Annotated in this window: 24 protein-coding genes; 20 read left to right on the top strand and 4 right to left on the bottom strand. The window is 42.7% G+C overall.

Annotation, left to right across the window (positions count from 1 at the left end):
* Positions 1-52: 52 nt before the first annotated feature.
* Together QR42_RS16915 and QR42_RS16910 are read left to right on the top strand one after the other, a co-directional pair.
* Positions 53-295, top strand: coding sequence for a hypothetical protein (locus QR42_RS16915; RefSeq protein WP_039182177.1), 243 nt, complete (start codon positions 53-55; stop codon positions 293-295).
* 87 nt (positions 296-382) lie between these two features.
* Positions 383-1381 carry a S66 family peptidase gene (locus tag QR42_RS16910; protein WP_039182174.1) on the top strand — a complete coding sequence of 333 codons (999 nt, stop codon included), beginning with the start codon at positions 383-385 and terminating at the stop codon, positions 1379-1381.
* Positions 1382-1410: 29 nt separating this feature from the next.
* Here QR42_RS16910 and QR42_RS16905 read toward each other — a convergent pair whose 3' ends face one another.
* The 3 genes from QR42_RS16905 to cls form a co-directional block, all read right to left on the bottom strand.
* Positions 1411-1665: a hypothetical protein gene (locus QR42_RS16905; protein WP_039182170.1), complete on the bottom strand. Its 255-nt coding sequence runs from the start codon at positions 1663-1665 to the stop codon at positions 1411-1413.
* 73 nt (positions 1666-1738) lie between these two features.
* The gene (uvsE, locus tag QR42_RS16900; RefSeq protein WP_039182168.1) at positions 1739-2701 is read right to left on the bottom strand and encodes a UV DNA damage repair endonuclease UvsE; all 963 of its coding nucleotides are present in this window, start codon (positions 2699-2701) and stop codon (positions 1739-1741) included.
* A gap of 12 nt (positions 2702-2713) precedes the next feature.
* On the bottom strand, positions 2714-3910 hold the full coding sequence (cls, locus tag QR42_RS16895; RefSeq protein ID WP_039182165.1) for a cardiolipin synthase: 1197 nt from the start codon (positions 3908-3910) through the stop codon (positions 2714-2716).
* Positions 3911-4053: 143 nt separating this feature from the next.
* Here cls and QR42_RS16890 point away from each other — a divergent pair, with 143 nt between their 5' ends.
* The 8 genes from QR42_RS16890 to pyrG all read left to right on the top strand — a co-directional run bounded on the left by QR42_RS16890 (position 4054) and on the right by pyrG (position 13576).
* Positions 4054-6165 (top strand): heterodisulfide reductase-related iron-sulfur binding cluster, encoded by a 2112-nt coding sequence (locus tag QR42_RS16890; RefSeq protein WP_039182162.1) that lies wholly within the window; start codon positions 4054-4056, stop codon positions 6163-6165.
* A 102-nt stretch (positions 6166-6267) separates the two neighbouring features.
* Positions 6268-7461 (top strand): acetyl-CoA C-acetyltransferase, encoded by a 1194-nt coding sequence (locus QR42_RS16885; protein ID WP_039182161.1) that lies wholly within the window; start codon positions 6268-6270, stop codon positions 7459-7461.
* Positions 7461-8324 (top strand): 3-hydroxybutyryl-CoA dehydrogenase, encoded by an 864-nt coding sequence (locus tag QR42_RS16880; RefSeq protein WP_039182159.1) that lies wholly within the window; start codon positions 7461-7463, stop codon positions 8322-8324. The genes QR42_RS16885 and QR42_RS16880 overlap by 1 nt, the downstream gene beginning before the upstream one ends.
* An 11-nt stretch (positions 8325-8335) precedes the next feature.
* Complete coding sequence (locus tag QR42_RS16875; protein ID WP_039182157.1) at positions 8336-9448, top strand: acyl-CoA dehydrogenase family protein; 1113 nt, start codon at positions 8336-8338, stop codon at positions 9446-9448.
* A 16-nt stretch (positions 9449-9464) separates the two neighbouring features.
* Entirely contained in the window at positions 9465-10607 is a 1143-nt protein-coding gene (locus QR42_RS16870) for an acyl-CoA dehydrogenase (RefSeq protein ID WP_039182155.1), read from the top strand.
* Between the two features lie 137 nt (positions 10608-10744).
* Positions 10745-10942 (top strand): hypothetical protein, encoded by a 198-nt coding sequence (locus tag QR42_RS16865; RefSeq protein ID WP_082700883.1) that lies wholly within the window; start codon positions 10745-10747, stop codon positions 10940-10942.
* 247 nt (positions 10943-11189) lie between these two features.
* Positions 11190-11729 carry a DNA-directed RNA polymerase subunit delta gene (rpoE, locus tag QR42_RS16860; protein ID WP_039182153.1) on the top strand — a complete coding sequence of 180 codons (540 nt, stop codon included), beginning with the start codon at positions 11190-11192 and terminating at the stop codon, positions 11727-11729.
* Positions 11730-11968: 239 nt separating this feature from the next.
* Complete coding sequence (gene pyrG, locus QR42_RS16855; RefSeq protein WP_039182151.1) at positions 11969-13576, top strand: glutamine hydrolyzing CTP synthase; 1608 nt, start codon at positions 11969-11971, stop codon at positions 13574-13576.
* A 40-nt stretch (positions 13577-13616) separates the two neighbouring features.
* Here pyrG and QR42_RS16850 read toward each other — a convergent pair whose 3' ends face one another.
* Positions 13617-14147 (bottom strand): DUF2529 domain-containing protein, encoded by a 531-nt coding sequence (locus QR42_RS16850; RefSeq protein WP_039182149.1) that lies wholly within the window; start codon positions 14145-14147, stop codon positions 13617-13619.
* 180 nt (positions 14148-14327) lie between these two features.
* On the opposite strand from QR42_RS16850, the gene QR42_RS16845 reads away from it, so the two are divergent.
* The 10 genes from QR42_RS16845 to QR42_RS16800 all read left to right on the top strand — a co-directional run bounded on the left by QR42_RS16845 (position 14328) and on the right by QR42_RS16800 (position 24723).
* Positions 14328-14702: a response regulator gene (locus QR42_RS16845; protein WP_003214681.1), complete on the top strand. Its 375-nt coding sequence runs from the start codon at positions 14328-14330 to the stop codon at positions 14700-14702.
* 178 nt (positions 14703-14880) lie between these two features.
* Positions 14881-15738 carry a class II fructose-bisphosphate aldolase gene (locus QR42_RS16840; protein ID WP_024423748.1) on the top strand — a complete coding sequence of 286 codons (858 nt, stop codon included), beginning with the start codon at positions 14881-14883 and terminating at the stop codon, positions 15736-15738.
* Positions 15739-15849: 111 nt separating this feature from the next.
* Positions 15850-16488, top strand: a complete 639-nt coding sequence (gene fsa / locus QR42_RS16835) for a fructose-6-phosphate aldolase (RefSeq protein ID WP_039182147.1) — start codon at positions 15850-15852, stop codon at positions 16486-16488.
* Positions 16489-16735: 247 nt separating this feature from the next.
* Entirely contained in the window at positions 16736-18025 is a 1290-nt protein-coding gene (locus QR42_RS16830; RefSeq protein WP_039182145.1) for a UDP-N-acetylglucosamine 1-carboxyvinyltransferase, read from the top strand.
* A 32-nt stretch (positions 18026-18057) separates the two neighbouring features.
* Positions 18058-19023, top strand: coding sequence for a class II fructose-bisphosphatase (gene glpX, locus QR42_RS16825; protein WP_039182142.1), 966 nt, complete (start codon positions 18058-18060; stop codon positions 19021-19023).
* Between the two features lie 366 nt (positions 19024-19389).
* Positions 19390-20673, top strand: a complete 1284-nt coding sequence (gene rho, locus QR42_RS16820; protein ID WP_008354975.1) for a transcription termination factor Rho — start codon at positions 19390-19392, stop codon at positions 20671-20673.
* Positions 20674-20803: 130 nt separating this feature from the next.
* Positions 20804-21004, top strand: coding sequence for a 50S ribosomal protein L31 (gene rpmE, locus QR42_RS16815; RefSeq protein ID WP_003215407.1), 201 nt, complete (start codon positions 20804-20806; stop codon positions 21002-21004).
* A gap of 89 nt (positions 21005-21093) precedes the next feature.
* Positions 21094-21696 (top strand): thymidine kinase, encoded by a 603-nt coding sequence (locus tag QR42_RS16810; protein WP_024423745.1) that lies wholly within the window; start codon positions 21094-21096, stop codon positions 21694-21696.
* Between the two features lie 279 nt (positions 21697-21975).
* Positions 21976-23676, top strand: coding sequence for an oxaloacetate-decarboxylating malate dehydrogenase (gene malS / locus QR42_RS16805; RefSeq protein ID WP_039182140.1), 1701 nt, complete (start codon positions 21976-21978; stop codon positions 23674-23676).
* Positions 23677-23766: 90 nt separating this feature from the next.
* Positions 23767-24723 carry an AEC family transporter gene (locus tag QR42_RS16800; RefSeq protein ID WP_039182138.1) on the top strand — a complete coding sequence of 319 codons (957 nt, stop codon included), beginning with the start codon at positions 23767-23769 and terminating at the stop codon, positions 24721-24723.
* The last annotated feature ends 18 nt before the right edge of the window (positions 24724-24741 follow it).

Genomic DNA, 24741 nt, shown 5'->3' with positions numbered 1-24741 from the left:
AATGGAATTTTGATATAATTTAAGGAAATTAGATCCAAAAGGAGAGGGTTGTTTGAGCGAAACAGCAAAAACATTCATGCTGAAAAGCATTCACTACGTGACTCTTGTTGGTTTATTTATATTGATCATTCCAGCTGGAATCAACCCAGTATTTTTTTACATTGGGATTATTTTATTTGGCATTCACCTTTTTGTAAACGTTATAGACAGTTCTTTAAGCAAAGTCAAAATATCGATAGCATTGATTATTAGTTTTACGCTCATATTACTTGGCCTTTTTAAAATATTTTTTTGAAAAGATTTTCATTCGTTCAGTAGCCCTTTTGATAAAGGGCTTTTTTTGTTAGGATAGAAAAAATGCGTGTAGGAAGGATCTGATGGAATGAAGTGGCTTCGGCGATTACAAAAGGGCGATAAGATCGGTATTTTTTCACCTTCCAGTCCTGCATCAGCGACCTCGCCTCTTAGGTATCAGCGGGCGAAGAAGTGGCTTGAGCAAAAAGGATTCATTGTGGTACCAGGATCATTAACAGGGAAAGAGGATCACTACCGTTCAGGTACAATTCAAGAACGAGCAGATGAGCTGAATGAGCTGATGGCTAGAAAGGACTTGGCGTGCATCATGTCAATGATTGGCGGGACGAATTCAAATAGCTTGCTGCCTTATCTTGATTTTGACCTGCTGAAACAACATCCGAAAATCATGATCGGTTATTCAGATGCGACAGCGATTCTTTTAGCGGCCTACGAAAAAACGGGATTGCCTGTTTTCTACGGACCGGCGCTTGTTCCTTCTTTTGGCGAGTTTGAACCGTTTGTCACTTATACATATCAGTCGTTTGAGGACATCCTGAAGTCCCATCAAACCTTACCTTATCAGATTGAAAAACCGCCTTTTTGGACAGATGAACGAATCAATTGGGAAGAAAAGACGGGTGATAAAAAGCAGCGTCCGAACAATTGGCTGTGCGTCATAGAGGGACAGGCAGAAGGCAGATTGATCGGCGGGAACTTGAATGCGATGTACGGCATTTGGGGAAGTGAGTTCATGCCAGCTATCCAAAACGGAGACATCCTTCTCATTGAAGATTGTATGAAAACCGCTTCGGTTGTAGAAAAGAACTTCTCTTTATTGAAAGTAAATGGAGTGTTTGAACGGGTATCTGGGATTCTTTTGGGAAAACATGAGTTGTTTGATGACGAGGGGACGGGCAAAGAGCCTTACGAGATTTTACTTGAGGTGCTCGGAGAGACGAAGAGACCACTCATCGCTGATTTTGACTGTGCCCATACGCACCCAATGCTTACGATGCCAATTGGGGCACAAGTGAAAATAGATGCAGCTTCTAAACAAGTTTGGTTAACAGAAGATTGGATATAAGAAAAAGAGCAGCCCGAGGCTGCTCTTTTTTATGAAACCTTTTCTTTCTCAAACGGCTGAAGAAGATCTTGCGCTTTTTTCCCTTCAACCACAATTAAGTAATCAGATTCTAAATGAGTGAGCCTGAAGGTTTCAAGCTCTACGATGTTCTTAATGCTGCACATTGTTTTTTTAGAATACACATATATACGATGCTGAGCCTGCTGGCACTTTTCATAAAGAGAAATAAGCTTATGTAAATTCAACGCTTTTGCAGCGATTCGGATTGAATAGATTTGAGACATCTTCATATCCTCCTGTTAATTACTTTTTCACAATAGCTTTGTTACCCCCATTTGCACAAAGGTAAACCTTTCTCTATGATTTCCATTCAATGGTTCCTCCGCCCGTCCGCTTATTGCCCCTAATCGCAGACAGCTCTTCGACTAGACGGAGCAGAGCCTGATCCTTTAATTTTGCTTCAATCATAAAATCTACATCACGGCCATACGGTTTTAATGCTTGAAAAAGCGGTAAGACAAAGTCCATATCTACACCATCTGCATGACTGCGTATGGCTTTTTCTGATTTAGGTGAAGACAAGTGGATTTTGGGCGGAATGCCAGTCTTTGTCCAAGTGTCGAACATTCTTGGAAGGATGTCATCGAGTGCGGCATCGTCATCTTTATTTGCCACGTGATGATGGTAATCAAAAACAAACGGAATGTCATGCTTTTCACATACACCAAGCGTTTCGAGCGACGTATATGTTTTGTCATCGTTCTCAAGTGTCATTCTCGCTTTGATATGAGCCGGAAGTTGTTTAATATTTTCATCAAAGCGTTGAAGAGCCGATTCTTTATCGCCGTAAGCCCCGCCTACATGAATATTCATGTAACCTTCCTTTTCGAGCTTCATCGCCTCAAGCATCTGATAATGGTACGTCATATCGATGACGGCATTGTCTGTAATTGAAGGTTTTGGGCTGGTAAACAAGGTGAATTGATTGGGGTGAAAGCTTACCCGTAAGTTGTGCCGTTTCACCAACTCGCCAATCTCAAGAAATTCTTTGTGAAAAGGTGTCACGAAGTCCCAGCGCACCTCGGGATGGGTCGCGAGCGGGACGATCGAGCTTGAAAAACGGTACAGCGGGATATCATGAGCAATGGCGAAATAAAGCGTTCTTAATGTATTCACGAGATTGGCTTTCGTTGTTCGCAATAAAGCCTCTTTTCTTTCTTCCTTAGAGAGCTTGCTGTATCTTGCAAAGGTCAGCGACTTGGCAGGAGAAGCTTCCCACAAGGTGACGGCATTGGACACATAACCAAATCGATAACGCATAGGTCATCTCCTTTATAAAAAATACGAGAACATGGCGGCAACCCACTCAAGCGGCCGTGTGAAAAGAGGGCGCTTTGACAATGTTTCTTCTGTCAGGATCTCAGATACTTCCATATGCTCCCGAATTTTTTCCTCCACGTGTGCAGTAAAGTCGGGATCATCAATGGCTACATCTACTTCTTCGTTTAAAAACAAGCTTCGTTTATCAAAATTCGCGGTACTGATCATACAGCGGCTGTGATCAATCAATATGGCTTTCGAATGATAAAACCCTTTATAAAAACGATAAACAAGACATCCAGAGGCAATGAGATCCTTCAAATAATGAAAACCAGCCTCTTTGACAAGTGGATGATCCGCTTTCATTGGAATGATAATTTCAACTGTGACGCCCCGTTTTCGTGCATCAAGCAGCGCCTTCAGAAGAGGAGCTGATGGAATAAAATAAGGCGTACAGATGATGATCTGTTTCTTCGCCTGCTCAATATCTTGGAGAAATAAAGCTTCTAAAGAAAAACCGGCAGTCGCGCGTGTTGTGCATTGTAATGTTCCCGGTTCCAATGCAGGGAAAACCTCATATTGCAGCTGATGAATGCCAGACGACCTGTACAAATCATTCAGAAACACATGCTGGAGATCTGCGACAACCTGTCCAGTCATCCGCAAATGATAATCTTTCCAAATGCCAAAGCGGCCTTTTTTCCCAACATATTCATCACCTATATTAAATCCGCCAATATAGCCAATCTTCCCATCAATCACCGTAATTTTACGGTGATTTCTCATGTTTAACCGGTAAATCAAAAAAGGAAAACGAGGCTTATTTAAAAAGTAAAATTGAATGCCGCTTCTTTCTAGCATGTCAATCGACTTTTGATCAAACGGATAGGAGCCTAATCGGTCGGTTAGCAAAAAGACGGAAACGCCTTGCTCCGCTTTGGCTTTCAATGCTTGGAACACCCTTTGACCAATCTTGTCGTTCTTTACAATAAAGAACATCATATGAATAGAAGAAGAGGCCTGCTGTATATCCGTAAGCAGCTGATCGAAAAATGGTTCGCCATCATGATAAAAGGTGGCATCGCCGCTTGTTTGGTCAAAAGACCGTTCAAATGCGTGCGTAGAAAAATATTTCTTTCCCATATAAAGGTCTAACATGACGAGCAAAACGATGGCAATGAGTACGAGTAGGATGATCAATGCGATCATGAAACTTCCTCCTTTTTTGCATATTTCAATAGTGTACCCAAACGCACAAAAAATATTGACTGAATACTCATTCATTATTTATGATAGAGGTACAACATGGAAACGGAACAAAGTGGGTTTTGGGGAATGAAAGGGGGAGCAAGATGAATAGCCTTTTAATCATCAACTTGATCGCATTTGCGGCGGTGACCGCTTACGCTGTGTATTTGTTTGTTTATCTCATTCGAACACGAGCGGCGTATATTCGTCTTGGTAAAAAAGAAGAGTTTCAACAAGACATGAAGAAACGCTTAGAGCGTGTTTGGGTCAATGTATTTGGGCAAAAGAAGCTGTTAAAGGACAAGAAGAGCGGCATCATTCATGTGCTGTTTTTCTACGGATTTATCCTTGTACAGTTCGGAGCCCTTGATTTTATTTTGAAGGGGCTTATTCCAGACAGCGGGCTTCCTTTAGGTCCGGTATACGGCGTCTTTACGTTTTTCCAAGAGGTGGTCACACTTCTCATTTTAGTGGCCGTTGTATGGGCTTTCCATAGAAGATATGTGGAAAAACTTGTCCGTTTAAAACGAGGTTTTAAATCGGGTCTAGTGCTTTTATTTATTGGCGGATTAATGCTGACAGTTTTACTAGGGAACGGCATGAACATCATCTGGCATGGACACTCTCTATCACCAACTGAGCCAATCGCTTCTGGTATTGCTTTCTTGCTGGGAGGAATTTCACCTCTTGCGGCTGCGATTGTTTTTTATGCCGCATGGTGGATGCATCTGCTCATTTTGCTGACATTTTTAGTATATGTTCCTCAGTCAAAGCACGCCCATTTGATTGCAGGGCCTGTCAACGTATTTGTCAGCAGATTAGACCCGCCAGGCAAGCTGCAAAAAATCGATTTTGAAGATGAGACACAAGAGACCTTCGGTGTGGGAAAAATTGAAGACTTCCGTCAGTCTCAGCTGATTGATCTTTACGCCTGTGTGGAATGCGGGCGCTGCACGAATATGTGCCCGGCAACAGGGACAGGAAAGATGCTGTCTCCAATGGATTTGATTTTAAGGTTAAGAGATCATTTAACCAATAAAGGGGCCGCCATTACATCGAAAACACCTTGGGTCCCGCAGCTTGCCTTCAAGCAGACAACAGGAAACCAGTTGGCACTGCAGGCGAGAGGAGCAGGTGCGGAAGAGTCGGCTGCCAGCTCTATATACCATCCTTCTCTTATTGGAGAGGTCATTACAGAAGAAGAGATCTGGGCATGTACGACATGCCGAAACTGTGAAGACCAATGCCCTGTCATGAATGAACATGTCGACAAGATTATTGATATGCGCAGATATCTTGTGCTGACCGAAGGAAAAATGGACGCAGATGCACAGCGTGCCATGACAAGCATTGAGCGCCAAGGAAACCCGTGGGGATTGAACCGGAAAGAAAGAGAAAATTGGCGTGAACTGAGAGAAGATGTGCATGTGCCGACAGTGAAAGAGCTGAAAAAAGCAGAGCAAACCTTTGATTATTTATTCTGGGTTGGTTCAATGGGGGCATATGACAATCGAAGCCAAAAGATTGCACTTGCCTTTGCAAAACTCCTCAATGAAGCGGGGGTATCCTTTGCGATCCTAGGCAATAAAGAGAAAAACTCAGGCGATACACCAAGAAGACTCGGAAACGAATTTTTATTCCAAGAGCTTGCTGCAAAAAATATTGAAGAATTTCAGAAAAACGGCGTCACAAAGATCGTCACGATTGATCCACACGCCTACAACTTATTTAAAAATGAATATCCAGACTTTGGACTTGAGGCAGAAGTGTACCATCATACAGAATTATTGGCAGAGTTAGTGAAAGAAGGGAAAATAACGCCTGTACATGAAGTGAACGAGGTAATTACCTTCCACGACTCATGCTACTTAGGCAGATATAACGAAGTGTACGACCCGCCAAGAGACATTTTAAAAGCCATTCCAGGTGTGACGCTGAAAGAAATGGAACGCAACCGTGAAACTGGTATGTGCTGCGGTGCAGGCGGGGGCTTAATGTGGATGGAAGAGGAGACGGGTACCCGGATTAACACTGCACGAACGGAGCAGGCGCTACAGGTCCAGCCGTCCATCATCAGCTCAGGGTGTCCTTATTGCTTAACGATGCTGGGAGATGGGACGAAGGCGAAGGAAGTAGAGGAGCAGGTAGGCACATTTGATGTCGCCGAACTTCTTGAAAAATCAGTGTTTGGCGAGCCTGGAAAACAGGTGTCGTAAAGATGACAGGCCGATGAATAGGATGTTCATCGGCTTATCCATGGCGCTGTTACATCAGCTGCCTAGATGATATGTAAGCGGTAACAATTAGGAGGGACATACATGAGTACGACGGTCATTGTATCTGGAGCAAGAACACCATTTGGAAAACTAGGCGGTGCTCTCAGTGGTTTGACTGCCGCAGAACTAGGCGGTATAGCGATCAAGGCTGCACTGGAAAGAGTTTCGGGTTCTCATGAAATAGATGAGGTCATTATGGGAAGTGTTTTACAAGGAGGGCAAGGGCAGATTCCTTCAAGGCAAGCAGCAAGATATGCTGATCTTCCTTGGTATGTTCCAACACAAACCATCAATAAAGTCTGTGCATCAGGCATGCGCAGTGTGAGCACGGCAGATCAAATCATTCGAGCCGGTGATGCTGAGGTCATCGCGGCGGGCGGTATGGAATCCATGTCTCACGCTCCTTATCTGCTAAAAAAAGCGCGATGGGGCTACAAAATGGGAGATGGTGCAGTACAAGATGCGATGATTTTAGATGGCTTAACCTGTTCGTTTACAGGCGTTCATATGGGTGAGTATGGAAGTATGGCTGCAAAGGAGCTGGGCATCACGCGGGAAGAGCAGGATCTGTGGGCACTCAGAAGTCATGAACGGGCCATCGAAGCGCAAAAAAGTGGCTTTTTTCAACATGAAATCACCCCCGTCACTGTCAAAACAAAAACGGGAAAACGGCTGATCACAGAAGATGAATCTCCGCGGCGTGATACGTCATATGAACGGCTGTCAAAGCTCATGCCTGTTTTTGATCAGACAGGTACCATCACCGCTGGAAATGCACCAGGTGTCAATGATGGTGCAAGTGCACTTCTTCTAATGAAAGACACGTATGCTGCACGGCATGGTGTAAAGCCTATGGCAGTCGTTCTCGGTCATACTCAGGTTGCTGTAGAGGCGAAGGATTTCCCGAAAACACCAGCCCTTGCCATCGAGAAGCTTTTAAAGAAAACAGGAAAGCGCCTAGAGGATATCGATTTGGTTGAAATCAATGAGGCCTTTTCAGCTGTGGCTCTGGCATGTGAAAAAATGACCGGGATCGACCGGCGGAAAATGAATATCAACGGAGGGGCTGTCGCACTCGGTCATCCGATTGGGGCAAGCGGAACACGTATCATATTGACATTGATTCATGCATTAAGACAAAGAGGCGGTGGCATTGGCATTGCAGCGATTTGCAGTGGAGGCGGTCAAGGAGATGCGATCATGATAAAGGTAGATGAAAAGGGAGGCGTTTTTTGATGAGCATAGAAGAGACCGTTCTGGTCGTTGGAGCCGGTCAAATGGGATCAGGCATTGCCCAAGTGTTTGCACAGTCAGGCTATACAGTCCTGCTCCATGATGCATCAGAAAAGCAGATTCATCGAGCGATTTCCTCCATGACCAAACAACTGACGAAGCGGGCAGAAAAAGGAAAGCTGGCACATCAGGCAGTCCGAGATATCACGCAGCGACTTGCCGTATCCACAGATTTAAAAGACGTTCAGCAGGCTCATTTAGTGATTGAAGCTGCTTCTGAACAAATGAGTGTCAAAAAACAAATCTTTGAAACACTTGATCAATTTGCAGAGGCGGAGGCCATATTTGCGACAAATACGTCTTCCTTGTCGATCACAGAATTAGCAGCTGTGACGAGCAGACCGGAGAAAGTGATTGGCATGCATTTTATGAATCCCGTTCCTGTCATGAAACTCGTTGAAGTCATTCGCGCGCTGCAAACGAGTGATGACACATATCAATTTGTTTATGAAACAGCGAAGACATTAAACAAAACCCCAATTGAAGTGGAAGACTTCCCAGGGTTCGTCTCAAATCGCATATTGATGCCAATGATCAATGAAGCCATTTACACCCTATATGAAGGCGTGGCAGATGCAGAAAGCATTGATGGCGTGATGACACTAGGGATGAATCACCCAATGGGGCCGCTTCGTCTAGCTGATTTCATCGGATTGGATACATGTTTATTTATTATGAATACCCTTCACGAAGGACTTGGAGACAGCAAATATCGCCCTTGTCCTCTTTTGAAAAAATACGTGAATGCAGGCTGGCTTGGCAAAAAGACAAAGAGAGGTTTTTACACATACCACGACCACTCATAGGGGGAGTCAAGATGGATGTTATGCTTACGGATAAACAGCGTCTCTGGAGAGAACAGACAGCAGAATTTGCACGCCAGCGTGTATTCCCTGAAGTAGAAGCCATGGAACAAGGCCGGTTTCCAAAAACCCTTTTAAGTGAAATGGGAAGGCAAGGCTATCTAGGGATTCCAATACCAGCTTCGTATCAAGGCTTAGGAGCAGATTTTACAACGTATATCATCGCAATCCATGAATTATCGAAAGTGAGTGCGACCATCGGTGTCATTGTGTCCGTTCATACATCTGTTGTGACGATGCCTATTTTGACTTTTGGAACGAAGGAACAAAAAGAATCCTATGTCCCGCTGCTTGCATCAGGAGAGAAGCTGGGCGCCTTTTGTCTGACTGAACCAAAGGCTGGATCAGATGCCTCCAGTATTCAGTTAAGAGCAGAGCGGATGGGCAGCGATTATGTATTAAATGGGACGAAAATCTTTATCACAAGCGGCGGAGAAGCAGAGTTATATCTTGTCTTTGCGGTGACCGATCCGGCTTCTGCGAGAAAAAATATATCGGCGTTCATTGTAGAGAAAGATACGCCGGGATTTACGATTGGAAAAGATGAGAAAAAGATGGGACTGCACGGTTCAAAAACAGTCACGCTTCATTTTGATGGCGTGCGGATTCCAAAAGATCAGCTGCTGGGTGCAGAAGGAGAAGGCTTTCAAATTGCCATGTCTAGCTTAAATGCAGGGAGAATCGGAATTGCGGCTCAAAGCCTTGGCATTGCAGAAGCTGCTTTAACCGAGGCAGTCAGCTATTTAAAGCGACATCCAGCAGGTCTTGAAACGACCATTCGACTGGGCGATTTGGCGGCGAAGCTTGAGGCAGCTAAATTACTCGTCTATCAAGCGGCTTCTTTCAAAGAGGCCAATCGTCCCGTCACAAAGGAAGCATCAATGGCAAAGCTATTTGCGTCAAAAACGGCGGTGGAGATCAGTACAGAAGTGATCCATTTGCTAGGCATGGATGGTTATACGAATCGCTATCAAGCAGAACGTTACTTTCGTGATGCGAAAATTTGTGAAATCTATGAAGGAACAAGTGAAATACAAAGGCTGGTCATCTGTAAACAGCTAATATGAAACGAGGTGGCTCACGATGCAGTTCCAATTAAGTGACGAACATGAAATGATTCAAAAAATGGTGAGAGACTTTGCGAAAAATGAAGTGGAGCCAACAGCAGCAAAGCGAGACGAAACAGAGACATATGATCCATCTATTTTTCGCAAAATGGCAGAGCTTGGTTTAACGGGTATCCCTTGGCCGGAAGACGTGGGCGGAATCGGCAGTGACTATTTAGCCTACGTCATAGCAGTTGAGGAGCTTTCAAGAGTATGCGCCTCTACAGGCGTCACCCTGTCCGCCCATACATCTCTTGCTTCATGGCCAATCTATACATTCGGAACAGATGAACAAAAAGAGACCTATTTAAAGCCGCTTGCAGAAGGGCAGAAGATAGGAGCATATGCGCTCACAGAGAGTGGTTCAGGCTCAGATGCTGGCGGAATGAAGACAACGGCTGTCAAGGCAGGCAGTGAATATGTTCTGAACGGGGCGAAAATCTTTATTACAAATGGAGGCATTGCAGATTATTATATTGTGTTTGCCGTAACAGACCAAGGAGCTTCATCCCGAAATACAACTGCTTTTATTGTAGAAAAAGAGACACCTGGTTTTTCCGTTGGCAAAAAGGAAAGCAAACTGGGCATACGCTCATCCCCAACAACTGAAATTCGATTTGAAGATTGCCGGATTCATGAAAGAAACCGGCTCGGTCAAGAAGGAGAAGGATTCAAAATAGCCATGATGACGCTCGATGGCGGCAGAAACGGCATTGCTGCACAGGCAGTTGGGATTGCTCAAGGCGCTCTTGATGCGGCGGTTGATTATGCCAAGGAGCGTAAACAATTTGGCAAACCGATTATTCAGCAGCAAGGGATCGCCTTTAAGCTGGCTGATATGGCCACAGCGATTGAAGCATCAAGGCTGCTTACTTACCAAGCGGCATGGCTTGAAACGAAAGGCCTCCCGTATGGAAAGGAATCAGCCATGTCCAAGCTCTTTGCCGGTGATACAGCGATGAAGGTGACGACAGAAGCGGTTCAAATCTTCGGCGGGTACGGCTACACAAAGGATTACCCAGTCGAACGATACATGCGTGATGCGAAAATCACTCAAATATATGAAGGAACACAGGAAATCCAGCGTCTGGTCATCTCAAGGAAACTGCTAGATATGTAGAAAACAAGCAAAGACCACCTGAATGTGAGGTGGTCTGTTTTGGTGGGCCATGCAGTTAGTATGTAATGTAATTTCCAATCATAATCCATAAGCATGTGGTATTATGTTAAAAATAGGAATAATATGGGGGTGTGATATTGAACTCAACATTTATGGGCATTACAGCAATCGTCACAATGGTTATCTGGATTATGGTTTCCGCAGAGCTTACAAAGTCTACAAAAAAGAAGGAAGAAAAAAACAACAGCCGCAGAAAACTAATCGTACTCATGTCAGCGGGAATGTTATTCACGATTTTTCTCGTTCTCTCATCCATTCAGAATATCCAGTTTTAAAATAGACGTGATCAACTGAAAGACAAAAAGTATGCTGTATACAAGAACCGGTCCATATTCATACAGATGATGGACCTCTTGGCGCTACTCGTGATAAAAATCAAAAATTAACAACAATAAAGGTGGCATAAACTCCCCTAATTTGTTTATAATGAGAGGTATGGTTTGTCGTAAGAATAAGGTATAAATACTTATTATTTCACTGATAAATGGATACATACATGTAATAGAAAGGGAGTGTCTGACCTTGAGTTTGAAAGAATACTCACAGGAACAGCTCAAACAAATGTCTTTAGTTGAACTTGCTTATGAAATTTTCAGAGACAGCAAAACACCCATTACGTTTTCCGAGTTAATAGATGAAATTGTCCGTTTGCAAGGAATACAAAAATCCGATCTTGATGATCGACTTGCTCAATTTTATACAGACTTAAATATAGATGGCCGCTTTATTTCGTTAGGTGATCAGAGATGGGGGCTTCGCAGCTGGTATCCAGTTGATCAAATCGAAGAAGAAGTTCAGCCAGCTGTGAAAACAAAAGCGAAAAAGAAAAAAACAAAAGCAGCTGTCGTTGAAGACGACTTCGATGAGATCGAAGAGGAAGAAGAAATCGACGAGCTTGAAGAAGACCTTGATCTTGTTGAAGACGACGATGATCTCGACCTAGACGATGATGAAGAAATTGATGAAGATATTGAAGACTTCGACGAAGATGATGATGAAGATGATGACGGCTTAACGGAGATTGATGAAGACGATTTAGACGATGATGAGGAAGAGAAATAACCCTCTCAAACCCGTCCTCAAAACAGGACAAAACCGTCTTGACTTTCGTGAGCGAACTATGTAGTATGTATTTTGGGCTCTCTAAAAAAGAGTACGTAAAGATACGTTCATTTACGCTCCCTTTCATTTATTTGAAAGGGAGCTTTCTTATTTTTCAAGAGATTTAGGGATACACTCTAAAAAGGATGAAGCTGTGCATGCGTAGACATGCAAGGGTAAAAAAGAGAGGAGCATACGAAATGACAAAGTATATTTTTGTAACAGGAGGAGTTGTTTCCTCACTTGGAAAAGGAATCACGGCTGCATCGTTAGGCCGCCTTCTGAAAAATAGAGGGATGGATGTCACCATTCAAAAATTCGATCCATACATCAACGTAGACCCAGGGACAATGAGTCCATACCAGCACGGTGAGGTTTTTGTCACAGATGATGGTGCTGAAACAGACCTTGACTTAGGTCACTACGAGCGTTTCATTGATATTAACTTAAATAAGTACAGCAACGTCACAACTGGTAAAATCTACTCTACTGTTCTGAAGAAAGAGCGCCGCGGTGACTACTTAGGTGGAACAGTACAGGTCATTCCCCACATTACAAATGAAATCAAAGACCGCGTGTACCGTGCCGGAAAAGAAACGGGTGCAGATGTGGTTATTACAGAAATCGGCGGAACAGTAGGAGATATCGAATCCCTTCCATTCCTTGAAGCCATTCGTCAAATGAAGAGTGACATCGGCCGCGAAAACGTGATGTACATTCATTGTACCCTCGTTCCTTACATCCGTGCAGCGGGTGAATTGAAAACAAAACCAACACAGCATAGTGTAAAAGAACTTCGCAGTCTTGGTATTCAGCCAAATGTCATCGTGGTCAGAACGGAAATGCCATTGGCACAAGATATGAAGGACAAAATTGCACTGTTTTGTGATATTGATACAAAAGCTGTTATCGAATGTCAGGATGCAGACACGCTTTACTCCATTCCGCTTGATTTACAAAAACAAGGGCTGGACAAGCTAGTATGTGAACATATGAAACTTGACTGCCAAGATGCGGACATGACAGAGTGGACAGCACTTGTTGATAAAGTGCAAAACCTTTCAAAACAAGTCACAATTGGACTTGTAGGGAAATATGTTGAGCTGCAAGATGCTTATATTTCTGTTGTTGAATCACTTCGTCATGCTGGTTATGCGTTTGATGCAGATGTTCAAATTAAATGGATCAATGCAGAAGAAGTGACAGCAGAGAATATCGCTGATTTCGTACAAGATGTTGACGGCATTATTGTTCCTGGAGGCTTCGGAGACCGCGGAGTAGAAGGGAAAATCATTGCTACACAATTTGCCCGTGAAAACAAAGTGCCATTCTTCGGAATCTGCTTAGGAATGCAAGTGGCATCTATCGAATACGCGAGAAACGTATTAGGCCTTGAAGGAGCTCATTCAGCGGAAATTGATCCTGAAACAGCATTCCCAATCATTGACCTTCTTCCAGAACAGAAGGATGTAGATGATCTAGGCGGAACACTTCGTCTTGGTCTATATCCTTGTAAATTAAATGAAGACTCAAAAGCATTTGCTGCATACAATGACGAAGTGGTCTACGAACGCCACCGTCATCGTTACGAATTTAATAACGAATACAGACAGCAAATGGAAGCAGCAGGCTTCGTCTTCTCTGGTACAAGCCCAGACGGACGTCTTGTTGAAATTATCGAGCTGAAGGATCACCCTTGGTTCCTTGCTTCTCAGTTCCACCCAGAATTCGTTTCAAGACCGACAAGACCACAGCCATTATTTAGAGATTTCGTTGGTGCTTCACTACAAGCATCTGAATCAAAATAAAACAAAAAACTGCCGAGAATATCACTTCTCGGCAGTTTTTTTATTCATATTCCTCCACGATCTCCTTCACAGTAAACGATAGGGCGTGGTAGACGTATAAGCAGGTCATTAAAGCAGGAAAACCAAACCTTGTCCCATCTTCAGCGGGCACAAGCGGTTTCTTGAGCTGAAAATCAATGTGGACATCACAATGCTCTTCAATCGTGGACGGCTCCTTTTGTGCCGGCCCTACACCAACAACGGGTGTACCTTGTTCGTGCAGCTCTTTAACAAGAGATTGAATTTCCTGATCTTCTGGGTCTGAATAAAATAGCAGCACCCTGTCACTAGGTTGAAGTAAGCTGCGCTCCTTTTGATCGAGCGGCAGCACTTTCGCACCGGGAAACGGCTCATTGCTTTCAGATGCCTCTAGGGCGACAGCAGCCAGTTCATTCTTTCCGTGAAAATAAACGGCATGTCCACTGACAACAGCCTGTGCAAGAAGGCGTGCACCGTCCTCAATCGCTTCAGCCTGCTTTTCTCCAATACGTGAAAAAATACCTGATAACTGGGTCGTAAAAATTTTTAACAAGACTCATTTCCTCCTTCGGTCAGATCATTTTATAATAGAATATAAAGAGAATATTAGGAAAAATGCTCAGAAAATGTCGTAAAGTAAACTATTATAATTAAAGGAAATGTGAAAATCAAACAGAATTATTTAACAACAGCTCTTTTTATGGCGAAAAATGAAAGCAATGGGGTGTAACAGATGAATGAGAAAATTTTAATTGTCGATGATCAGTACGGTATTAGAATATTATTGAATGAAGTGTTTCATAAAGAAGGCTATCAAACCTTCCAAGCTGCCAATGGACTACAAGCATTAGATATTGTGAAAAATCATAGACCGAACCTTGTCCTGCTTGATATGAAAATCCCCGGGATGGATGGTATCGAAATTTTAAAACGGATGAAATTAATTGATGAAGATATCCGTGTCATCATTATGACAGCCTATGGCGAATTAGATATGATCCAAGAATCCAAAGAACTAGGTGCATTGACGCACTTCGCTAAGCCGTTTGATATTGATGAAATCCGAGATGCTGTCAAAGAATACTTGCCGCTTGAAACAAATGGCTAGATGGAAATGATTGAATCGAGTCATTCTGTTGCCGATTTGTCGAATAATTGGTATCCTATAAAGGAAGAAGAAAGCGATCTGACTTTGAAAGTTTACATATGGCGAGAAATTCTGGTCATGCTAGGGTGGAGAGCTTTTTTTAGCAAGCAAATTAGCTACATAGGGAGGATTTTTCATCATGCCTTTAGTTTCAATGACAGAAATGTTGAAAGACGCAAAGGAAAAAGGTTACGCTGTTGGACAGTTTAACTTAAATAACTTAGAATTCACGCAAGCGATTTTACAAGCTGCTGAAGAAGAGAAATCTCCTGTTATCTTAGGAGTATCTGAAGGAGCAGGACGCTACATGGGCGGCTTCAAAACAGTTGTCGCAATGGTTAAAGCGTTAATCGAAGAATATAATGTAACAGTTCCTGTTGCGATTCATTTAGATCACGGTTCAAGCTTTGAATCTTGTGCAAAAGCGATTCATGCAGGATTTACTTCTGTCATGATCGATGCTTCTCACCACCCATTTGATGAGAATGTGGAAACAACTGCGAAAGTTGTTGAACTTGCACATTTCCATGGTGTGTCTGTTGAAGCTGAACTTGGAACTGTTGGTGGGCAAGAAGATGACGTCATCGCTGAGGGCGTTATTTATGCTGATCCAAAAGAGTGCCAAGAGCTTGTAGAACGCACTGGTATTGACTGCCTTGCACCTGCATTAGGTTCAGTACATGGTCCATACAAAGGTGAACCAAACCTTGGTTTCGCTGAAATGGAAGAAATCGGTAAAACGACTGGTCTTCCACTTGTTCTTCACGGCGGAACAGGTATCCCAACTGCTGACATCAAGCGTGCAATTTCACTTGGTACAGCAAAAATCAATGTAAACACTGAAAACCAAATTGCTTCTGCGAAAGCAGTACGCGAAACACTTGCTGCAAAAACAGAAGAGTATGATCCACGTAAATATCTTGGACCAGCTCGTGACGCAATTAAAGCGACTGTTATCGGCAAAATGCGCGAATTTGGTTCTTCTAACCAAGCATAATTTGATGAGAACCGAAAGCCGCCTGAGTCACAGGCGGTTTTCTCCATATCTCGAGAAAGCGCAATCAAATTTACATTTCAGACAATTTATTGATAGGAGAGTGGCACAGTTATGTTATTTTTCGTAGATACAGCAAATATTGAAGACATCAAAGAGGCGCACGAGCTTGGCATTTTAGCAGGCGTCACAACAAACCCTAGTTTAGTAGCGAAAGAAAAGAACGTATCATTCCACGACCGCCTTCGCGAAATCACTGACGTGGTATCAGGCTCTGTCAGTGCAGAAGTGATTTCCTTAAAAGCAGAGGAAATGATTGAAGAAGGAAAAGAGCTTGCTGCTATCGCACCAAATATCACGGTCAAAATTCCAATGACTACAGATGGCCTTAAAGCTGTTAAAGCATTAACGGACCTTGGAATTAAAACAAACGTCACATTGATTTTTAGTGCAAACCAGGCACTTCTTGCAGCTAGAGCTGGTGCGACGTATGTTTCTCCATTCCTTGGCCGCTTAGATGACATTGGCCAAAATGGTCTTGATCTCATCAGCGAAGTGAAAACTATTTTTGATGTTCATGGATTAGATACACAAATCATTGCTGCATCCATTCGTCACCCGCAGCATGTGACAGAAGCTGCGCTTAGAGGTGCTCATATCGGCACAATGCCGCTGAAAGTCATCAAGCAGCTGACGAAACACCCATTAACGGATGCAGGCATTGAGCAATTTTTAGCAGACTGGAATAAATAAATGATTGTGGCAGGCGGGATCGTCTCTCGTTTGCCGCAGTTTTCCTTATAAACGCTAAGAAATGTTTTGTGCAAAGAAGAGAACATCACAGCCTCGCAAAGCTTCGATTATTTTTCTTCCGACAAATTTCGTTTAACCTGTATTCTTTCTCTTGATATTGGCTAAATTTTGGACAAGACCTTTTAAAGCGCGACATCCACAAACAGTATAACTCCAACAGTGATCTTCTTTAAGAAGGGAGACAAATATGGAAAAGTTAAACATTGCCGGCGGTGATCCCTTGCGTGGGACCGTACATATTAGTGGTGCGAAAAATAGTGCTGTGGCACTGATTCCTGCCACGATTCTCGCTAATTCTCCAGTAACCATTGAAGGCCTTCCGCATATATCAGATATCGACACATTGCGAGATCTGTTAGAAGAAATTGGTGGAAAGGTCACTTTTGAAAAAGGTGAAATGGTTGTTAATCCTGTTTCCATGATCAGTATGCCGCTTCCTAATGGAAAAGTGAAGAAACTGCGTGCATCTTATTATTTAATGGGAGCCATGCTGGGAAGATTCAAGCAGGCTGTCATCGGGCTGCCAGGAGGATGTCACTTAGGACCTAGACCGATTGATCAGCATATCAAAGGCTTTGAAGCACTCGGAGCTGAGGTGACAAACGAGCAGGGTGCGATTTATTTGCGCGCTGAAAAATTAGTCGGAGCCCGGATTTATCTTGATGTTGTCAGTGTAGGTGCGACAATCAACATCATGCTGGCAGCCGTACTGGCTGAAGGAAAAACCGTGATTGAAAATGCTGCAAAGGAACCCGAAATTATTGATGTAGCGACACTGCTTGCAAGCATGGGTGCCAAAATCAAAGGTGCGGGGACCGATGTCATTCGAATCGAAGGTGTCGAATCTCTTCATGGCTGTAAGCATTCAATCATCCCTGACCGCATCGAAGCAGGAACATTTTTAATTGCTGGTGCAGCGATGGGAGATGAAGTTGTACTTGATAATGTGATCCCAACTCATTTAGAATCAATTACGGCGAAACTTAGAGAAATGGGGTTCACCATTGAAACTAGCAACGATCAGATGCTGATCGTTGGCAGAAACGAAGGACTCAAGCCTGTCGATATCAAAACCCTTGTGTATCCGGGCTTTCCGACTGACCTTCAACAGCCGATGACGGCGCTGTTAACAAAAGCGAAAGGCACGAGTGTGGTCACAGATACGATCTACTCAGCTCGCTTTAAGCACATTGACGAATTGCGCCGAATGGGTGCAAACATGAAGGTCGAAGGAAGATCCGCTATTATTACCGGACAAACGCAGCTTCAAGGAGCAAAGGTCAAAGCAAGTGATCTGCGTGCAGGAGCTTGTCTTGTTGTCGCAGGGCTAATGGCGGACGGTGTGACCGAAATCACAGGGCTTGAACATATAGACAGAGGATATAGTTTGCTTGAGAAGAAGCTTGAAGGCTTGGGTGCAACCATCTGGCGTGAAAAGCTGAATGACCAAGAAATAGAAGAACTTCAAAATTCATAAGGCTTTGACTGTGAGAGGAGATTTGGACAAAAATGGAAAGAAGTTTATCGATGGAACTAGTACGGGTGACAGAAGCAGCTGCATTAAAATCTGCTCGTTGGATGGGAAGAGGATTAAAAGACGAAGCGGATGATGCTGCAACAAGTGCAATGCGTGATGTATTTGACACCATTCCTATGAAGGGAACAGTGGTGATTGGCGAAGGAGAAATGGACGAAGCACCAATGCTTTATATTGGGGAAAAGCTTGGGAACGGATATGGACCTCGCGTGGATGTCGCTGTTGATCCATTAGAAGGAACAAACATTGTGGCAAGCGGCGGCTGGAATGCCTTAGCTGTCATTGCAGTTGCAGATCATGGCAACCTGCTGAATGCACCTGATATGTACATGGATAAGATCGCAGTAGGTCCAGAAGCGGTAGGCTGCATCGACATTGAAGCGCCTGTCATTGATAATCTTCGCGCTGTTGCAAAAGCGAAAAACAAAGATATTGAAGACGTGGTTGCAACGATTTTAAACAGAGATCGACATGAAAAAATTATTGCTGAACTGAGAGAAGCAGGAGCAAGAATTAAACTGATCGATGATGGTGACGTTGCAGGAGCCATTAATACAGCATTTGATCATACAGGTGTTGATATTCTATTTGGTTCAGGCGGAGCGCCTGAGGGTGTCCTTTCTGCTGTTGCGTTAAAGGCACTTGGTGGTGAAATCCATGGTAAGCTTCTTCCTCAAAGTGAAGAAGAATTAAGACGCTGTGAGAGAATGGGACTGGATGTTGGTAAAGTCCTCAGAATGGAAGATCTCGTAAAAGGAGATGACGCCATTTTTGCAGCGACAGGTGTAACGGACGGGGAATTACTTAAAGGTGTTCAATTCAAAGGCTCTGTTGGAACAACACATAGTGTTGTCATGCGTGCGAAATCGGGTACAGTTCGTTTCGTAGACGGCAGACACAGCTTAAAGAAAAAACCGAATCTTGTCATTCGTCCGTAATCTGAAAGCGGGTATTCATTACCCGCTTTTCATATAGGTGTCAAATGTATATCATTTTCTGTTTAAAGTTGAATATTCTCTGCAAATGAGGTAAAACTAAAGAGTGCTGCGAAATTTTCTGCGAATTTACTTCTTTTAAGCTTCAACAAGTTTAAATACTGCCGCATCATGACGATATACTCATTATCCTTCTCTATGTTAAAAAAGCTCTATTTCACATTGTTCCTATCTTTCACGATAAAACGAGTGGGAGCGTTACCATCAGAGCGAGGTCATTCCAACATCAACGGAATTAAAAAGCTAATCAAATACAATGGTCATGCATTTGTAAAGAAATACATTGACTAGAAAAGTGTGGTGTCCATATTGAAAGATGTTTCGATTTCATCTTTGGAGAATATGAAATTAAAAGAGCTGTATGAGTTAGCAAAACGATACAAAATCTCTTATTACAGCAAACTAACAAAAAAAGAATTAATTTTTGCCATCTTAAAGGCGAATGCTGAGCAAGAGGATCTCTTATTTATGGAAGGGGTTCTTGAAATTATTCAGTCTGAGGGATTTGGTTTCTTAAGACCGATTAACTACTCCCCAAGTTCTGAAGACATTTATATTTCAGCTTCACAAATCAGACGCTTTGATTTACGAAATGGAGATAAAGTGTCTGGAAAGGTACGACCTCCAAAAGAGAATGAACGCTACTATGGCCTCCTTCATGTAGAAGCGGTAAATGGGGACGACCCAGAATCAGCAAAGGAACGTGTTCACTTTCCTGCACTCACACCGCTATTTCCTGACCGTCAAATGATTCTTGAAACACAGCCTAATCACCTGTCTACTAGAATTATGGACATGATGGCGCCAGTTGGATTTGGACAGCGTGGTTTAATCGTTGCACCGCCTAAGGCTGGGAAAACCATTTTGCTTAAAGAAATTGCCAACAGCATTTCTGAAAATCACCCAGAGGCAGAGCTGATTGTCCTTTTGATTGATGAACGACCAGAAGAAGTAACAGATATCGAACGTTCTGTTGCAGGGGATGTTGTTAGTTCAACCTTTGACGAAGTACCGGAAAACCACATTAAAGTAGCAGAGCTTGTCTTAGAGCGTGCGATGCGTCTTGTTGAACATAAAAAAGATGTCATCATCTTAATGGACAGCATCACAAGGCTTGCTCGTGCATACAATCTTGTGATTCCGCCAAGCGGCCGAACGCTTTCAGGTGGTATTGATCCAGCGGCTTTCCATCGTCCAAAACGCTTCTTTGGTGCTGCGCGTAACATTGAAGAAGGCGGAAGTTTGACGATTTTAGCCACTGCACTTGTTGATACAGGATCACGTATGGATGACGTGATTTATGAAGAGTTTAAAGGAACTGGAAACATGGAGCTTCATTTGGACCGTTCTTTGGCCGAAAGAAGAATTTTCCCTGCGATCGACATTCGCCGTTCTGGTACGAGAAAAGAAGAACTGCTTGTGCCAAAAGAGCATCTTGATCGTCTATGGGCGATGAGAAAATCGATGTCAGATACACCTGACTTCGCTGAGAAGTTCATGCGTAAAATGAGAAAAACAAAGACAAACCAAGAGTTTTTCGATATTTTAACGCAAGAATGGAAACAAGCCAATATGTCTGCATCAAGAAGATAGCTTCTTAAAAAATACATTTGCAATCATAGACTTACACTGTTATAATTTTATCATGTGCGTTTCAGAATTTATTTCTGAGATATTAACTCTGTTTCCGAATTGGATTCAGGGCGGAAGGAGATGACAGTAGATGAAAACAGGAATTCATCCTAACTACAAAAAAGCTACAGTCAAATGCGCTTGTGGAAATGAGTTTGAAACTGGATCAGTAAAAGAAGAGGTACGCATCGAGATTTGCTCTGAGTGCCATCCTTTCTATACAGGCCGTCAAAAATTCGCTTCTGCTGATGGACGTGTTGACCGCTTTAACAAAAAATACGGTCTTAAGTAATAATAGATACAATAAACAGGCAGGAATCCGTTCTTGCCTGTTTTTTTACGTGGATTGATGGAACTTTTTAAAACGGGGGAGAAGACCTTATGTATGTGATGAAACAAAGCGGTTGGCTTGAAGTCATCTGCGGTAGTATGTTTTCTGGAAAGTCGGAAGAATTGATTCGGAGAGCCAAAAGGGCCACCTTTGCCAAACAAGAAGTAAAAATATTCAAACCAGCGATTGATAACCGATATAGTACAAGCTCAGTTGTGTCACATAACGGTTCATCATTAGATGGGATTGCAGTAGCCTCACCAAAAGACATAATAACGCACATATCAGAAAGAACCGATGTCATTGGCATTGATGAGGTGCAATTTTTTGATGAGACAATCATTGACATTGTCACTCAATTGGCTGACCAAGGCTACCGAGTCATTGTTGCAGGCCTGGATCAAGACTTCAGAGGAGAGCCATTTGGTGTTGTTCCGCATTTAATGGCATGTGCAGAGCTTGTAACAAAACTTCAAGCAGTTTGTTCGGTATGCGGCTCCCCAGCGAGTAGAACACAACGCTTGATCGACGGTAAACCCGCATCCTATGATGATCCTATTATTTTAGTAGGTGCGCAGGAATCATACGAAGCACGATGCAGACATCACCATGAAGTACCAAGACTTGATGTTGGTACAACACTTGACAAATAAAAAAATAGCAAATGCCGCTGTGTTTCGTTTTTCGAGATTTTGGCTGAACACCCATCATTTGTACTTAAATAAATTAAATAACACTACGATTAAATTATCTAATTTTCAACGCTTGCGTTTTGTCATAAGCAGGCATAAAATGACTAACTGTAGTGTAAAGCATTTAAACGAAAAGTTCGATTTCTTGTCATAATTTTTTTGATTAAGGATTTTTCTCCTTAATCGTTCTTTGGATTAATAGTTCACTTTATTTATATTTTAGAAAGAGGGTAGTTTTTGATGAACAACGTGAAGAAAACAAAAGAAGGGTACCTCGAAACCACTTTGACAGGTAAAGATGTATTATCGATTCCAACGTTGAACAAAGGCGTTGCTTTCTCTGAAGAAGAAAGACAAGAGCTTGGACTAGAAGGCTTACTTCCTCCAACCGTTCTCACTTTAGAACAGCAAGCAGAAAGAGCGTACAAGCAATTTCTAGCTCAGCCGGATCGTCTTCGTCAAAACGTATACTTAAGTGATTTACAAAACCGTAACGAAGTATTGTTCTACAAGCTTTTAACAGAAAAGCTTCGTGAAATGCTTCCTGTTGTCTACACACCAACTGTTGGTGAAGCGATTCAAGAATACAGCCATGAATACAGAAGACCTCATGGTGTCTATCTTTCAATCGACGACATTGACGGCATCGAGAAAGCATTTGAAAACTTGCACGCAACTGCTGGAGACATTGACCTCATCGTTGCAACTGACTCTGAGAGTATTCTTGGAATTGGTGACTGGGGTGTTGGTGGTATCAACATCGCAATCGGTAAATTAGCTGTTTACACGGCTGCAGCAGGTATTGATCCTAGCCGCGTGATTCCAGTTGTATTAGATGTTGGAACAAACAATGAAAAATTATTGAATGATCCATTATACATCGGGAACCATCACAAACGTGTACAAGGTGAAAAATACGAAGAATTCATTGATGCTTATGTAAAAGCAGCACTTAAATTCTTCCCGAAAGCATTGCTGCACTGGGAAGACCTTGGAAACAAAAATGCGCGTAACATCATGAAAAAATACAATGATAACATCTTAACGTTCAACGATGATATTCAAGGTACTGGTGCCATTACTTTAGCGGGTGTTCTTGCAGCTGTCAAGAAAACTGGTACTCAATTGAAAGATCACCGTGTTGTCATCTTCGGAGCTGGATCAGCTGGTATCGGAATCGCAGATCAAATGCGTGACACAATGGTTCTTGAAGGTCTAACAGAAGAAGAAGCAAACAATGCATTCTGGACTTTAGACTACAGAGGATTGCTAACAGACCAATTTGAAGATGAAGTGCTTGATTTCCAAAAACCATACCTGCGTTCTTCTGATGAAGTAGAAGGATGGGCACGCGATGAAAAAGGACAAATCTCATTTGCTGAAACGGTTCGCCAAGCGAAGCCAACAATTCTTATTGGTACTTCAGGTCAAGGCGGCGCATTCACTGAAGAAATCATTAAAGAAATGGCAGCTCATACAGAGCGTCCAGTGATCATGCCAATGTCTAACCCAACACCGCTTGCTGAAGCAGTGCCAGAGGATCTATTCAAATGGACTGACGGCCGTGCACTTGTTGCAACAGGAAGCCCGTTCGAAAACGTTGAGTATAACGGAATCGAACACGAAATCGGACAATCAAACAATGCGTTCGTTTTCCCTGGACTTGGTCTTGGTTCAATCGTAACAGAATCAAAAATCATCACAAAAGGCATGTTCGTTGCTTCTGCAAATGCAATTGCTGAAATGGTTGATCATGAGAAACCAGGTGCTGGTCTTCTTCCAAGTATTGATAAATTGCAAGAAGTGTCAATTCATGTGGCTGTTGAAGTAGCGAAAGCAGCAATTGAAGATGGTGTCGCAAGAAAAACGCCGGACAACATCGAACAAGCTGTGAAAGACGCAATGTGGATTCCTGAATATAAAAAAATAGTAAGAGCATAATAAAATGTGTAACGCGGCATTGCTTCGGGTAATCTAAGCAATGCCGCAATAAATAAGAAACATGTAAAGGATTTAAGGAGGAATAGTAAGATGGACTTTTTAAATATTTTGATCCTCCTAGCACCGATTTTTTTCGTTATCGCGCTGGGTTGGTTCGCAGGACACTTCGGCAGCTATGACGCTAAATCTGCAAAAGGTGTAAGTACACTTGTAACAAAGTATGCTTTACCAGCGCACTTTATCGCCAGTATTCTGTCAACACCAAAAGATAAATTCTATAGTCAAATTCCATTTTTCGTTGCATTGATTTTCGGAATCGTTGGTTTTTATATCATTATCCTTTTAGTTACGAAATTTGCTTTTAAATATGATTTAACAGACTCATCTGTTTTCTCATTAAACTCAGCACAACCGACCTTTGCATTTATGGGGATTCCGGTCTTGGGCAGTTTATTTGGGGCTCAAGAAGTTGCAATTCCGATTGCGATTACCGGAATAGTTGTAAATGCAATGCTTGATCCAATTGCAATTATTGTATCAACTGTCGGTGAAAAAACAAAAGGGAAAACCAAAGACGGCGAAAGCTTCCTAAAAATGACGACAAAAGCAATTTTGCACGGTTTATCAGAGCCGCTTGCACTTGCACCGTTAGCCAGTATCATTCTTGTTCTTTTAGGTTTTAAACTTCCTGCAATTGGACATGAAATGTTAGAGGAAATTGGCAGTGTTACATCAGGGGTTGCGCTATTCGCAGTCGGTGTTACTGTTGGTATCCGCAAAATTAAATTAAGCTTGCCGGCATTCAGTATTGCATTGCTAAAAGTAGCTGTACAACCAATACTTATGTATCTTATTGCGGTTCTTATGGGTCTTTCGGCTGATGAAATTACAAAAGCTGTATTACTTGTAGCCTTCCCAGGTTCAGCTGTTGCAGCAATGATCGCAACACGATTTGAAAAACAAGAGGCGGAAACTGCATCCGCATTTGTCATCAGTGCCATCATGTCACTTATCACATTACCGATCATTATTGCTCTTACCGTATAATATAGTAAAAAGGCTGCC

Source organism: Bacillus sp. WP8 (assembly GCF_000800825.1).
Lineage (GTDB): Bacteria > Bacillota > Bacilli > Bacillales > Bacillaceae > Bacillus > Bacillus safensis.
This window is presented reverse-complemented; position numbering and strand designations above follow the sequence as displayed.